Consider the following 13,521-nt stretch of genomic DNA (forward strand, 5'->3'; position numbering starts at 1 on the left):
ATTTAAGCTTATAATTTATCATATTCTAACAAAGTTTGTGTTAAATTGCCCACTTTAAAAAATTAAAACCAAATAAAGGGTTTTTAAATGTCAAAAATAATATTTCCTTTCGTAGTGGCATTGTTATTATCTGCGTGTTCAAGTATGGTAAATGTCAAGGTCAATAATATTGAAGGCTCTAATCTAAACAACAGAGAAGATGATGTGCCTCTAACCATTATCGTGTATCAACTCAATGATATTAAGAAGTTTGAATCCGCAAGTGATTTGGATTTAGCCACAAGAGAAGATGCGATATTGGGCAAAGACAAAATAGATTCTATTAGAATCCAAATAGCCCCCCAAGATGAGGTGATTGCTGTTAAGGTTGATGATGAAGAAGTGCAATACATAGGGCTTATGGCTTTGTTTGCAAATAGTGCTAAAAAGACAACTAAAGCGTGGGTTAAAACGGAGGACGCTAGTGGTTTTTGGTTCGCAGAAAAAAGAATAGAATTTGAAATCACAAAGGAAGGCGTTAAAACAAATCGTTGAAGTAGCTTAAATATCGGAGCAATAAAATATGGCTAACAAATTAAAAGTCGCGTGGTTTGATGGAATGAATGTAAGTTCTGTTCATTTTGAACAGCAAGAAAGATTTATCCAAAGAAGTATAGATTCCAAAACAATAAAAGTTCTTGATAATTGGTATGGAATTATTAATCTAGAATTTTCTAGTGCAATGCTTGCTCAAGGCAAAATCGCCCTTACGAGCGTTTCAGGAATCGCGCAAGATGGTAGTATCTTTGACGCTCCCGAACAAGATATTTTGCCCGAACCTTTTGAAGTGAGTTACGATTCCTTAGTGGATTCTGTTGTTACGCTAAAGATTCCAACTGGATTATCGGCGATTGCGGATCTTGCTTTAAAAAACAATTTGTCAGATTCTAAATACATTAGCACGAGAAGCGTGATTGCTTCAAGAAATTATGATGATGAAAGCAACGAAGTCCTCAAGCAGTTAAACGAGGATTATAAGACAAATGAGCTATCCCTCACGCAAGAAAAATTCAATGTAACACTCGCGAGTTTAAGGCTGAAATTAGGCATTTTTAGAGATTCTGTAACCGATGAGTTTGAAATCCCTATCGCAAGAATCAAAAGCGTGGGAGCTGATAAAAGCATAGAATTAGACTATGAGTTTATCCCGACTTGTTTAAACATCAATAAGATTCCAATGATTGAATCTTTTTTGAAAGAAACTATCCATTCTATCAAACAGCACAAAATGGTGCTAAACAACATTTTCAAAGGGATTGATCAAACCAAAAACACTTTGGATTTTAGCACTTATTTATCTTTGAATCTTCTTAAAAAATGGTATTTAATGCTTTCTTATCTAGCCAACAAAGACAAACTCCACCCGGAGTTTTTATATGAAAAACTTATAGAATTTCAAGGAGAATTAGGCTCTTTTAATAGTGAAGATATGTTTTTGGAGTTTATACCTTATAAACACGAGAGACTTAGCGAAACATTTTTGCCGCTTATGAATAATGTTAGAATCTTGTTTGCTAAAATCACAAGTCCAAAATACACAATGGCAAGAATCGCAGACAATGGAAATGGATTCTATGATATACTCTTTGATAATGCGGGGATTTTAGAAGAGGGAGAAATCTATCTTGCCATTAACGCAAATGTCAATCATGAATATCTCTTAAGAAATTTCAAGTCGCAAAGCAAAGTGCATACACAAAGCAAAATCAAAAATATCGTAGCAACCCAACTAAGAGGGCTTAATATTGAACAAATCCCTAGCATTCCAACAACGATTCCCTATTTGAATGGATATATTTATTATAAACTAGACAAAAGAGATGAATTATTCTCTAGTTTCAAGGGCGAAAGCACTCTTAGCATTTATATCACCAACAACATTAAGAATCCAGACATAAAAGTATGGGCGGTGTTTTAATGGAAGAAGCAATAACAAACCCACAACAAGAACCTAGTTTGTTGCTTAGCAATGGCTTTTGTGGCTTGTATAGAAACAAAGTGTTAGATTTATCATTGGAGCTTTTGTTGCTTACTTTTAGGCTATCTAAAATCAACGAACTAGAAATGAGCAGAATTGAAGAAATCAAAGAAAATATGATTAACAATATTCTAGCAATTAGTGCTAAATTAGGCTCTTATCGCGAATATAACGAAAAGGATATTATCAAGTTTAGATATTGTTTGTGTGTCTTTATGGACGAAATTATTATGCGCAATGAATTGTTTATGAATAGTTCGTGGGCGCACAGCACTTTGACCGTCCGACTTTTTGATGAAACTTTAGGCGGGAATAACTTTTATGATATTGTGAAGTTTTGGCTCAACAATCCTGCAAACAATAAAGACTTTTTGGAGTTTATTTATACTTGCCTTATTTTGGGATATAAGGGCAAGTATTCCGAAAAAAAAGATGTGGAAGAAAGAGTGATTTTACTTTGTAATAACATTGCTTCTGCGATCACGCCCCTTTTGGATTCCAATCCAGAAATGGTGTTTGAAAAGAAATTCAATCCGCAATGCAAAGAAAATCGGTGGAATCAGTTTTGGCGATTGCACACAACCAAAACGCTTTTGATTCTGCCCTTAGTGATTATTTTTGGAATCTTTTTTTATTCAGTTTTTGATTTGGAGACAAACAATGCAAGAACCTCCGCACATATTACGCAAATGCTTAGCACATTTACAAATGATAATGAATCGCCCCATTAGAGATTCTATATAGAATCCACTTTGTGTAAAATAGTAACTCGAAAGACTCGATACTACCTTAGCTAAGCCTCGCATTATTGCAAACGCAGTGAGGTAATTTGCAATCTGCAACAACCGTGATTCCGCCAATGCGTCTGCGCGGAACATAGCGACAAAGCAATTTACAATGTTGAATCTCGGCTTTTCGTCATTGCGAGACTTCGTAGAAGTCGTGGTAATCCATAATCTAAAATTACCCACAATTTTACTACTGCGTCATTGCGAGGCAAAGCCGAAGCAATCCATAATCCCATAGTCATTTTAAAAGGTTTCATTGTAGAATGCTAGAAACAATTTCAAAGGAGTCAAAATGTGGATTCTATTTTCCCCCAGCGAAAAGAAATGCCTAGAACACGCCAAATCACAATACCCCAATAAAGAATCCCAAACACTTCGTTTTTATCAAAACTTTATTTGCAAAAATGGTTTGGAGGAAGCTTTACAAGCTTATAAAGGATTGTTAGAGAGTGGTGGAGAGGCAGAGATTGGGCAAGTCTTTGGCGTCAAAAACATTGTTTTAGATGAATTAGCCCTCGCACAAAATTTGATGGAATCCCCCTTGCTACCTGCGGTTTTGCGTTATGTTGGCGTAGCTTTTAGCGCATTGGATTTTGAACATTTAGACGCAAAAGCACAGGAGTATTTGCGCCAACATTTGTTGATATTTTCTAATCTTTTTGGGCTTTTGCGCTGTTTTGATAAGATTCCTTATTATGATTTGAAGCAAGGAGTCGGGTTTCTTTGGCAAAACACAAAATTTCAAACCAAATCATTTTATGCAAAAAACACAGAAAGGATTTGGGAATATTTCATCAATCCCAAAAACGAAGAATCCCAAAGCCCAAAGAATCCTAAAGAAGCGTTGGAGTTTTTGGATTTACGCGCGGGATTCTATCAAAAATGCTTGGATTTAGGCAAACCCCCAAAGAATCTTAAAAATTGCGAAATTTTGGTTTATGAGCCAAATTTTATTAAAAATGGCAAGGTGGTGAGCCATTATGCTAAACATTATCGTGGTATTTTGCTTCGGGCTTGTGCGCAGTCTCAAATAAGACATTTGGGGGATTTAGAGAATCTTTGTTTAGAGGGTTTGGAGCTAGATTCTGTTTGCCAAGCACACACAGAATCCCTAAGGCGCGTTGTTTTGACTTATGTTATCAAAAGTATTTGAAATAGTGTATAATTTCTTACCTTTTTTATTTTTAAGGATTTTTAATGAAGTTTTGTGGAAAAAATGTTTTAATCACCGGAGCAAGTAAGGGCATTGGTGCGGAGATTGCCAAAGTCTTAGCCAAAGAGGGCTTGAAAGTTTGGATTAATTACCGCTCCAAGCCTGAACTTGCGGATTCTTTAAAACAAGCAATTGAACAAGCAGGAGGAAAAGCTGCGGTTGTGTGCTTTGACGCTACGAAAGAAGAGGAGTTTTTAGCAGGACTTAATGCGATTTGCGAGAGTGATGGGGAATTAGCCTTTTTGGTTAATAACGCGGGAATCACCAATGATAAGCTTTCTATGCGTATGAAAGTAGAGGATTTTACTTCGGTATTAGAAGCGAATCTCACTTCTAGTTTTATTGGTTGCAGAGAAGCCTTGAAGATTATGCGCAAACAAGGCTATGGAGCGGTTGTAAATATCGCTTCTATCATCGGTGAGATTGGCAACTTGGGGCAGTGTAATTATGCCGCAAGTAAGGGTGGAATGATTGCGATGACGAAATCTTTTGCCAAAGAGGGTGGAAGCAAAGGAATCCGATTTAACTGCGTTACGCCCGGGTTTATTGAAAGCGATATGACAAAAACACTCAAAGAAGAGATTAAACAAGCTTATGCGCAAAATATCCCATTGGGAAGATTTGGAAGCGGAGAAGAAGTCGCGGGTGCGGTAGCGTTTTTGCTCTCTATGAACGCAAATTACATTACCGGTGAAGTGTTAAAAGTCAATGGCGGATTATATATGTAGCAGACTAAGAAGTTTTTTAAGAAAAACTTAGCTACAATATCAACTTATTGAAATTTTTTAAGGAGTAAGCAAATGGCAATGTTTGATGATGTAAAGGCAGTTGTAGTAGAACAGCTCAATGTAAATGAAGGCGAAGTGAAGCCAGAATCTAAGTTTGTAGATGATTTGGGTGCGGATTCTTTAGATGTAGTAGAGCTTGTAATGGCACTAGAAGAGAAATTTGAAATTGAAATTCCCGATGAGGAAGCAGAAAAAATCCAAACCGTTGGCGATGTTGTAGCATATATTGAAAAAGCAAAAGCTTAATTGGCTGCTTTGGATTCTTTAAGGCTTTTGGTATGCCACTGGGCATACCTTGTTTAAAATTATCAACAAAGGAGAAATATGAGACGCGTAGTAGTTACCGGGATAGGAATGATTAATGCACTCGGATTAAATAGAGAAGATTCTTTTAAAGCTATTGTAGATGGCAGATGTGGAGTTAAAACAATCTCCTCTTTTGATGTCTCTGAATTTCCCGTCAAAATCGCCGCAGAAATTACAGATTTTGACCCCACTTGTGTAATGGACGCAAAAGAAGTCAAAAAGGCAGATCGCTTTATCCAGCTTGGAATCAAAGCTTCCAAAGAAGCAATGGAAGATAGCGGTTTGCTTGATAGTAGCGGGAAGTTACTAGAGAGCGTCAATGCGGAGCGATTTGGTATGAGTTCTGCCGCAGGGATTGGGGGCTTAGGAAATATTGAAAAAAACTCTATTATTAATTTTGAACGCGGTCCTAAGCGTATTTCACCTTTCTTTATCCCATCGGCACTTGTAAATATGCTTGGCGGGTTTATTTCTATTGACTTCTCTCTTAAAGGTCCAAATCTAGCAAGTGTTACCGCGTGTGCGGCGGGGACACATGGAATCAGTGAGGCGGGTAAAACGATTATGCTAAACTGCGCAGATAGAATGTTGGTTGTCGCCGCAGAAGCTGCGATTTGCGGTGTTGGAATCGGTGGATTTGCTGCAATGAAAGCATTATCCGATAGAAACGACGCTCCAGATCTCGCAAGCCGACCTTTTGATGGGGAGCGCAATGGCTTTGTTATGGGTGAGGGAGCGGCTGCATTAGTGCTTGAAGAATACGAAACTGCCAAAGCAAGAGGGGCGAAAATCTACGCAGAACTTGCAGGGTTTGGTGAGAGTGGAGACGCAAACCATATCACAACCCCAGCACCAGAGGGCGAGGGAGCTTATCGCGCGATGAAAATGGCATTGCAAATGGCGGGGATTCCGATTGATTATATCAATGCACATGGAACAAGCACGAAATATAACGATTACTACGAGACTTTAGCCCTCAAAAAAATCTTCAATGGCGCAGTTCCGCCTGTGAGTTCTACCAAAGGACAAATTGGGCATTGTTTGGGAGCTGCGGGAGGTTTGGAAGCGGTAATTTCTATTATGGCGATGCAAAAAGGAATCCTGCCACCAACGATTAACCAAATCCAAAAAGACCCAGATTGTGATTTGGATTACATTCCAAACTACGCAAGGGAAGCAAAAGTCAATGCAATTATGAGTAACTCTTTTGGTTTTGGCGGAACTAATGGGGTTGTGATTTTTAAACGAGTGTAAATCGTGGCGACTTATTTAGACTTTGAAGTAAAAATCAAAACGATTCAAGAAAACATTGCAACCGCGCAACTCAAAAACGACACCCACGCGATTGCGATTCTGCAAAAGGATTTAGACAAAGAAGTGGCAAAAGTCTATTCCAATCTTTCGGATTATCAGAAACTTCAATTAGCGCGACACCCGGATAGACCTTATGCGATGGATTATATTTCTTTGTTGCTAAAAGAGCCATTAGAGATTCACGGAGATAGGCATTTTAGCGATGATCATGCAATTGTTTGTTTTCTTGGCAAAATTGATGGACAAAAAGTTATGGTGATTGGCGAGGAGAAAGGGCGCGGGACAAAAAACAAACTCCAAAGAAACTTCGGTATGCCAAATCCAGAAGGCTATCGCAAAGCATTGCGTGCGGCAAAAATGGCGGAAAAGTTTAGAATCCCGATTCTAATGTTTGTAGATACTCCCGGAGCTTATCCCGGAATTGGAGCGGAAGAGCGCGGACAGAGTGAGGCGATTGCCAAAAATTTACAGGAATTTAGCAAACTCAAAGTGCCGACAATCTCTATTGTGATTGGTGAGGGGGGCAGTGGTGGTGCACTTGCTATTGGTGTTGCAGATAGACTTGCGATGATGCAATATTCCGTGTTTAGCGTAATTTCTCCGGAGGGTTGCGCCGCGATTTTGTGGAATGACCCAAGCAAGATTGAAAACGCTACACAAGCTTTAAAGATCACTCCGGAAGCTTTGAAAGAATCCAAATTAATTGATGCGATTATTCAAGAGCCGCAAATCGGTGCACATAGGGACAAAGAAAGCGCAGCACAGGCGATTAAAGATTACTTTTTAACTGCTTTGAAAGAGATTCAATCAGATTCTAATTATTTGCAGAATCGCTATAATAAATTAATGGCTTATGGAAGCTTCCAATAAGCCTTAATTAAAGCTTTTATCAAATCTCCGCAGTTAGGTAAATCCTTTGCAAGATATTCCAAAAGTCGCAATCATCGGTGCAGGAGCAAGTGGAATCTTTTGCGCAATTACGCTTTTATCTTTGGGGATTCCTGTTATCTTAATAGACAAAAACAAAACTTTAGGCAAAAAACTCCTTGCCACTGGAAATGGACGCTGCAATATCCATAACCAAAATACAAGTGTAAAGCATTACCAAACTTCAAGTTTTAAGGCGAAAGAAATCCAAAGCATTTTACAAAAATTTGATTTCAAGATGTTTTGCAAGACTTGCCAAAAGCTTGGAATCGCATTGGAGATTCAAGAAGATGGCAAAGTCTATCCTCTTGCAAATGCGGCAAAATCTGTGCTGGAAGTCTTTGAAGATTTGCTTAAAACTTCCAAAGATTGCAAAATTTGTTTGGAAACTGAAATTTTGGGACTGCAAAAAAGAGATGAAAAATTTGCACTTAAAAGCAATCGTGGCGAGATTCTGTGTTCTTTTGTCGTGTTGGCTTGTGGCAGTGAAGCGGCAGCAAAGCTAGGCGGGAGTAATAAAGGATTGCAACTCGCTAAGAGTCTTAATTTAAAGATTGCCCCGACCTACCCTACTTTAGTGCCGCTGTGTGTGGAATCTCGGCTGATTAGTAGTTTAAGCGGTGTGAAAATCAAGGCAAAATTGACGCTAAAAAAGAGCAATCAAATCGTAGCAGAAGTGCTTGGAGATACGCTTTTTACAGATTATGGAATCTCTGGATTTGGGGTTTTAGACTTATCGGTATTTGTGGCGTTGGAGCAGGGTTTGACCATTTACTTAGATTTTTTGCCATTTTTAGAAGAAAAAACACTAGAAAACCAACTTGCAAGTCTTATCAAAGCTTATCCGAACCGGAATCTTGCCACTTTGTTAAGCGGGTTTTTGCACCCTAAAATCGCCAAAGCTTTTACACAAAACAACACTTGGAATCTCGCAAACACAAAGCAGTTGAAGCAATTTGTGTTTGGGCTAAAAAATTTTGAATTAAAAAACCCTATTCCACGAGGCTTTGAAAGCGCGGAAGTAAGCGGTGGAGGCGTGAGAAGCGAGGAAATCAATCCTAACACAATGGAATCTAGAAAGCATAAAAACCTTTATATCATCGGTGAAATGTTGGATATTGTAGGGGAGCGCGGGGGCTATAATCTTGCGTTTGCGTGGGCGAGCGCGTGGGTGTGTGTGCAAGGGATTGATTCTGCGCTTCATCAAAACAAGTTGTAGGTTTTTGCAAGAAATTGTTAAGATTTTGCCTTTTGTTGTTGTGAGAGAGTGTGGCAGTTCGCGATTCTACTATTGCGTCATTGCGAGAGTTTTGTAAAAACTCGTGGCAATCTATACCAAGGAACTTAAGTAAATAGACAATGGAATCTTTAAAGCGAGATTTTGGATTGCTTTGTTGCTACGCTTCGCGCGATGATAATTCAGTCAATAAACTTGGAATTCTTGGAGTTTTAAAGTATAATGTTGCAGGGTGATTGCCACAGGTCTAGCACCCTGCGGCAAAATCTATGCCCTAAAAGGACATATGATGAGAGTCGTAAAATTCATCATAGCGGTGATTATACTACTTTGTATAATCGTTGTCAAGGCTTATTAAGCCTTAGCCCTGCTTTGACGGGGCTATGATGAATTTGTCCTGTGGATTCTACTTTTGTTATATAAATTTCCATTGATTGTTTTAATGTTTTAATGTTGTGGATTAGGGATTTGCATAGTGCGGGTGAAATTTGTTTCACAAATTGCACACCACGAAAATTTTTCAAATTTTCTTGCAATGATGAAGTAGTGTTTAAGATTATAGATTGTCGCGTTCGTTTCACTCACTCGCAATGACGATAAGGTGGGATTCTGTAATGAAGAAGTGGTGGAATCCCAAAAGGGATTCCAAGATAAGCTAGAATATTTAGATTCTAGCTTTTGCAGGATAAGACCCGCTGTCGGCTTAAGAGACTAGAAGCTGTATTTTACTTCTACCCTTGCTCTTGTGCGAGTTTCATCGTCGTATAGTGCTGGTTGTCCTGCTACATTTCTAAGACTGTCTGGCTTATCAGTTGTTAGATACGCATAGTAGCCAGAGATTGTAAGCTGTTTGTTGTGTTTCCAGCTAACTTTTGGAGTGATTTCCATGAAGTCAATTGTATCATTTTTCACACCCCGGATTCCCCAATCAATCTCATTTTCACCCCAAACAAAATCAAGCCCTACTCTTAGTCTGCTATCTACCATAGTATAGCCTACTGCTCCATAGAATACACTGATTTCTTGTTCAGTTCCGAAGCCATGCACACCACGATCAAGTAATGCAGAAGAGCTAATGCCTGTTGCGTCATTTTGCCACCAGATTGCTCCAGCTACAGTATTTGTAAAGAAGTTACCATCATCATTTAGTGTAACTGCTGTGCCATCTTGGAAGTTTGTAACATAACCGAGTTTAATATCCAATGGGAAATCATACTCTTGAGCGAAGTTTGCACCTACATTAAATATAAACAAATCGTTTGCTTCAGAAATGTCAGCATGTCTTGCTGATGCTACTCCATGCAATGTAGCCAAAACAGAATCATTATCATTGTTTAATTTAGCAATTGCATATTTGATTCCTGCATTAAATGTTGCGTTGTTCCAGCTAAGGTCAAGCACACCGAGAGCATCTACTGCATCTTGGATATAGAATCCCCAAAGTTGCGCACCAAAAGTTCCATAATCAGTATCAAAGTTATAGATGCCTGCTAAAGCATAGAGAGGTTTATCTACAGAACCACCATCATTGCTACCTGAAGTGTAACCTCTAAGTAAAGCAACATCATCAATACTCCAGCTATCAAATGCACCTGCTGCAAAGGTTGCATTTTCTAAGTCGCTATTAAGAACTAAGATACCTGTTCCTCTATCATCATCTCCAGCATTTGTTACAGGAGTTGCCAATCTTTGCTTACCGATAATCACAGTTGTCGCTGTGGAATCTGGAGTAATCACTGCATTAAATGTGCTTACACCAAAGCTTCCGTCTTTACCTGAACCTAGACCTGAACCTAGACCACCGACTGGCAATGTCGCTGGTTGGTATCCTGCGCCTCCTGGTTGAATCCAAGGAGTGTAATTAGGATTTGGAATATTTGTTCCATTCCCATGATTTACATTTTGTGATTCGTTGTTGTAAAGAATCCCAAAGTTAAATGCTACATTATCAGCCACAGGAGCTTTGAAGTCTGCTACGGCTTTCCAACGGTGTGTTGCGTTGCTTCCATTAACAGAATTTTTGTTAAATCCGTTATTCTCATATCTATCATCATTATAGCGATAGCGTAGATAACCACTTACATCAATGCCTTTGATTGCATCTTCAAGAGGTTGAGCAAAAGATGCAGTAGATAATGCACCTAAAGCAACACTTGCTGCTAAACTTAGTTTTAGAAATTTCATTTTAATCTCCTTTTTTCGTTAAAATTTCGAAATTACAACTGAATTGCTTAGACTTAAGGGAACTTAAGCCCCCTTAAATCCATCAATCAAGTAAGATCTAGCCTTGGAATATTCTAACCTAACAAAGCTAGAATGAGATTTTAGCAAATTGGGGGGGGGGGGTGTCAAGTTATTTTTTAAGAAATTTTTTAGTTTTCTTGCGTTTTTGGAGTGTTTTGTTTGGGATTTTGGGTAGGATTTAGATTTTTGATTTAAATTTTAATCGCCTTGTTTGTGGTGTTTTGTTGGATTGGTTGGAAAGTTTTTGGAATGGAGAGATGAGAAATAAAAAAATGTGTAAAAATGAAAAGAAAAGGTGGGGAAAAGGTGGGGAAAATGCAATGGAATCTTTAAGGTGGGATTCTGTAATGGTGCAGCGAGGGAATTTCCCAAAGCCAATATTATACTTTAGAAACATAATTGCTAAAGATTTCGCGCACCAAACCGCCAAAATTAATTTTAAGCCGAATTTCCTTGCCGCTTTGATTAACTTCTAGCACCCTACCCGCGCCAAAAATCTTGTGCATCACACAATCGCCTTTGTGGAATCCGCCCCCATTGACGCCATTTTTAGTAGATACAGCAAAGACGCAATCCCCTTGCGCAACGCTTTTGGCGCGGTTAAACCCGCCAATTCGCTGACTTGCCCCGCTTTCAGACAAAAAGATAGAAGGGCGCAAAAACGCGCGATTCCCCCTATAAAATCTTGAATCCACATAGCTTAGATAAAGCTCTTTTTTCGCCCTTGTAAATGCCACATAAGCCAACCGCCTTTCTTCTTCTAGGCTACTGTCTTCTCGCACCATAGGGAAAAACCCCTCTTCTAGCCCGATAATAAAGACATATTCAAACTCTAATCCCTTACTAGAATGCACACTCATACACGACACGCCCTCTATTCCTTTGCTTTCCTTGCGCATTTCCTCGTCTTCTTGGTCGCTTCTTAGTGCTAGTTCGTTGAGAAATTCCTCCAATTCACTTAAGGGATTCTGCTTGACAAACTCACGATAAACCCCATAAAATTCTTGTATATTGCTGACGCGGTCAATCTCTTCATTTGTATTTCCTAATGCCTCACAAAGCCCGATTTTGCTTTCAAATTCATCTAAGAAATTTAAGCTAGATTCCTGCAAGTCTTTTTGCAGACTTTTTAGAGTTTCAAAAAAATCTTGCAAAGTCTTGTAAGCCTTTGGGCTGATTGCTTGACGCACTTGGGATTCCAAACTTTGCCCTTGTGCGCCTTTTTGGGATTCTGCATTTGATTCAAATAGCCTAAAAATGCTCGTGTTGTGTTGTTGCGCCAAATGGGTTAATTTCTCTATCGTGGTTTTTCCGATTCCGCGTTTAGGCTTATTGATAATGCGCAACAAAGAAAAATCATCGTCCAAATTTACCAACACACGGAAATAACTCAACACATCTTTAATCTCGCTCCGCTCATAAAACCGAATCGCGCCCACCAAAACATAAGGAATCTTCTCGCGATTAAACCCCTCTTCTAGTGAGCGTGAAAGCGCATTAAGCCGAAAAAGAATTGCGATTTCTCTAGGAGCTACTCCGCGCCCTAATAATTCTTTGATAGTTTTGGCAACCTTGCGCACCTCTTCTTGCTCGTCATTAGAGCGCAAAACCTCTATGGGCTTACCCTTGCCCAAAGTGGTTTTTAGCTCCTTGCCTAAACGCTCTTTGTTGTTGGCAATGAGTTGATTTGCCGCGTGTAGAATCGCTTGTGTGGAGCGGTAATTGTTTTCTAGTTTAATTGTTTTTGCGCCTTTAAATTGCTTTGCAAACTGCAAGATGTTTTGAATATTTGCCCCGCGCCAACTATAAATGCTTTGGTCATCATCACCCACAACGCAAAGATTTTGGTGCGTGGAGCAAAGCTGTTTGAGCAATAAATATTGTAAATGATTCGTATCTTGATACTCATCTACCATAATATATTGGTATTTTTCACTCATTTCCTTTGCTATTTCTGGGTTTTGTTGCAGAATCTCCAAAGGCAAAAGCAATAAATCATCAAAATCTACCATATTTTTTTGCACCAAAAATTCTTGATAAGCCGCATACACTTTGGCAATATGCTTGTAGTTTTCGTTATAGGCATTTTTAAGTGCTTCATTGGGAGAAATTTGGGAATTTTTGTAACGAGAAATCTCACTCATCACTAATGGAAGCGGCACTAAATCGCCATTGAGCTCTTTAATGATGCGTTTGCTATCCTCGCTATCGGCTAAAATAAAATTGCTTTTGCGTCCGAGTTTGGCGATATAAAACTTCAAAAACAATAATCCAAACTTATGAAAAGTGCAAAGCAAAGGTGGATAAGAAGTAATATTTTCTATCATAGAAAGTGCGCGTTTTTGCATTTCACTTGCTGCTTTGTTGGTAAAAGTTAGCGTAAGACAATTTTGAGGTGGAATCCCCACTGCGTCAATCAAATAAGCAAGTCGCGTCGTGATTGTTTTTGTCTTGCCACTTCCAGCACCTGCGAGAATCAAAAGCGCACCATCAATGGTTTTTACCGCTTCAAGTTGTGCGGGGTTAAGTTGTGTCAAAAAAGAATCTTGCATAAAAACCCTTATCAAATCTTATAAAAAGAAATTATACCAATAAAGTAATCTTTTGTTGGCAAATGTCAAATTTTTGCAATTCTTAATCTAAATTGCTTCAATTTTCGCTAAAATACAAATTTTAATACTTTTAGA

At 38.7% G+C, this 13,521-nt stretch carries 13 protein-coding genes; 9 read left to right on the top strand and 4 right to left on the bottom strand.

The annotated features are described in order from the left end of the window. Nucleotides 1–87: 87 nt before the first annotated feature. From tssJ to icmH, 3 genes are read left to right on the top strand one after another with little or no spacing between them, the layout of a single operon-like run. A complete protein-coding gene (tssJ, locus tag LS69_RS05440; RefSeq protein ID WP_138122935.1) occupies nt 88–534 on the top strand; it encodes a type VI secretion system lipoprotein TssJ in 447 nt (148 codons plus the stop codon). A gap of 28 nt (nt 535–562) precedes the next feature. Next, nucleotides 563–1,957, top strand: a complete 1,395-nt coding sequence (tssK, locus tag LS69_RS05445; protein WP_138122937.1) for a type VI secretion system baseplate subunit TssK — start codon at nt 563–565, stop codon at nt 1,955–1,957. After that, nucleotides 1,957–2,748: a type IVB secretion system protein IcmH/DotU gene (gene icmH / locus LS69_RS05450; RefSeq protein WP_138122939.1), complete on the top strand. Its 792-nt coding sequence runs from the start codon at nt 1,957–1,959 to the stop codon at nt 2,746–2,748. The genes tssK and icmH overlap by 1 nt, the downstream gene beginning before the upstream one ends. Nucleotides 2,749–2,909: 161 nt before the next feature. Here the strand turns inward: icmH and LS69_RS10405 are convergent, their stop codons facing one another. After that, nucleotides 2,910–3,062: a hypothetical protein gene (locus LS69_RS10405; protein WP_194145425.1), complete on the bottom strand. Its 153-nt coding sequence runs from the start codon at nt 3,060–3,062 to the stop codon at nt 2,910–2,912. Between the two features lie 35 nt (nt 3,063–3,097). On the opposite strand from LS69_RS10405, the gene LS69_RS05455 reads away from it, so the two are divergent. The 6 genes from LS69_RS05455 to LS69_RS05480 all read left to right on the top strand — a co-directional run bounded on the left by LS69_RS05455 (nt 3,098) and on the right by LS69_RS05480 (nt 8,572). Next, complete coding sequence (locus tag LS69_RS05455; protein WP_138122941.1) at nt 3,098–3,958, top strand: YaaA family protein; 861 nt, start codon at nt 3,098–3,100, stop codon at nt 3,956–3,958. 44 nt (nt 3,959–4,002) lie between these two features. Further along, nucleotides 4,003–4,746 (top strand): 3-oxoacyl-ACP reductase FabG, encoded by a 744-nt coding sequence (fabG, locus tag LS69_RS05460; protein WP_138122943.1) that lies wholly within the window; start codon nt 4,003–4,005, stop codon nt 4,744–4,746. A gap of 72 nt (nt 4,747–4,818) precedes the next feature. After that, nucleotides 4,819–5,052, top strand: a complete 234-nt coding sequence (gene acpP, locus LS69_RS05465; protein ID WP_026944368.1) for an acyl carrier protein — start codon at nt 4,819–4,821, stop codon at nt 5,050–5,052. A 78-nt stretch (nt 5,053–5,130) separates the two neighbouring features. Further along, on the top strand, nt 5,131–6,366 hold the full coding sequence (locus LS69_RS05470; protein ID WP_138122945.1) for a beta-ketoacyl-ACP synthase II: 1,236 nt from the start codon (nt 5,131–5,133) through the stop codon (nt 6,364–6,366). 3 nt (nt 6,367–6,369) lie between these two features. Further along, nucleotides 6,370–7,296, top strand: a complete 927-nt coding sequence (gene accA / locus LS69_RS05475; RefSeq protein ID WP_138122947.1) for an acetyl-CoA carboxylase carboxyl transferase subunit alpha — start codon at nt 6,370–6,372, stop codon at nt 7,294–7,296. Nucleotides 7,297–7,342: 46 nt separating this feature from the next. Next, nucleotides 7,343–8,572 (top strand): aminoacetone oxidase family FAD-binding enzyme, encoded by a 1,230-nt coding sequence (locus LS69_RS05480; RefSeq protein ID WP_238699177.1) that lies wholly within the window; start codon nt 7,343–7,345, stop codon nt 8,570–8,572. A gap of 362 nt (nt 8,573–8,934) precedes the next feature. Here the strand turns inward: LS69_RS05480 and LS69_RS10410 are convergent, their stop codons facing one another. The 3 genes from LS69_RS10410 to LS69_RS05490 all read right to left on the bottom strand — a co-directional run bounded on the left by LS69_RS10410 (nt 8,935) and on the right by LS69_RS05490 (nt 13,386). Beyond that, nucleotides 8,935–9,087, bottom strand: a complete 153-nt coding sequence (locus LS69_RS10410) for a hypothetical protein (RefSeq protein WP_194145426.1) — start codon at nt 9,085–9,087, stop codon at nt 8,935–8,937. Nucleotides 9,088–9,301: 214 nt separating this feature from the next. Further along, nucleotides 9,302–10,774: a major outer membrane protein gene (locus LS69_RS05485; protein ID WP_138122949.1), complete on the bottom strand. Its 1,473-nt coding sequence runs from the start codon at nt 10,772–10,774 to the stop codon at nt 9,302–9,304. Nucleotides 10,775–11,214: 440 nt separating this feature from the next. Further along, nucleotides 11,215–13,386 carry a UvrD-helicase domain-containing protein gene (locus LS69_RS05490; RefSeq protein ID WP_138122951.1) on the bottom strand — a complete coding sequence of 724 codons (2,172 nt, stop codon included), beginning with the start codon at nt 13,384–13,386 and terminating at the stop codon, nt 11,215–11,217. Nucleotides 13,387–13,521 lie beyond the last annotated feature (135 nt).

Source organism: Helicobacter sp. MIT 05-5294 (assembly GCF_000765675.1).
In the GTDB taxonomy this organism is placed as follows: domain Bacteria; phylum Campylobacterota; class Campylobacteria; order Campylobacterales; family Helicobacteraceae; genus Helicobacter_D.

What these genes read in the sequence shown, in the direction of transcription:
- tssJ (WP_138122935.1), top strand. Translation starts at nt 88, where the DNA reads ATGTCAAAAATAATATTTCCTTTCGTAGTGGCATTGTTATTATCTGCG.
- tssK (WP_138122937.1), top strand. Translation starts at nt 563, where the DNA reads ATGGCTAACAAATTAAAAGTCGCGTGGTTTGATGGAATGAATGTAAGT.
- icmH (WP_138122939.1), top strand. Translation starts at nt 1,957, where the DNA reads ATGGAAGAAGCAATAACAAACCCACAACAAGAACCTAGTTTGTTGCTT.
- LS69_RS10405 (WP_194145425.1), bottom strand. Translation starts at nt 3,062, where the DNA reads ATGAAACCTTTTAAAATGACTATGGGATTATGGATTGCTTCGGCTTTG.
- LS69_RS05455 (WP_138122941.1), top strand. Translation starts at nt 3,098, where the DNA reads ATGTGGATTCTATTTTCCCCCAGCGAAAAGAAATGCCTAGAACACGCC.
- fabG (WP_138122943.1), top strand. Translation starts at nt 4,003, where the DNA reads ATGAAGTTTTGTGGAAAAAATGTTTTAATCACCGGAGCAAGTAAGGGC.
- acpP (WP_026944368.1), top strand. Translation starts at nt 4,819, where the DNA reads ATGGCAATGTTTGATGATGTAAAGGCAGTTGTAGTAGAACAGCTCAAT.
- LS69_RS05470 (WP_138122945.1), top strand. Translation starts at nt 5,131, where the DNA reads ATGAGACGCGTAGTAGTTACCGGGATAGGAATGATTAATGCACTCGGA.
- LS69_RS05485 (WP_138122949.1), bottom strand. Translation starts at nt 10,774, where the DNA reads ATGAAATTTCTAAAACTAAGTTTAGCAGCAAGTGTTGCTTTAGGTGCA.
- LS69_RS05490 (WP_138122951.1), bottom strand. Translation starts at nt 13,386, where the DNA reads ATGCAAGATTCTTTTTTGACACAACTTAACCCCGCACAACTTGAAGCG.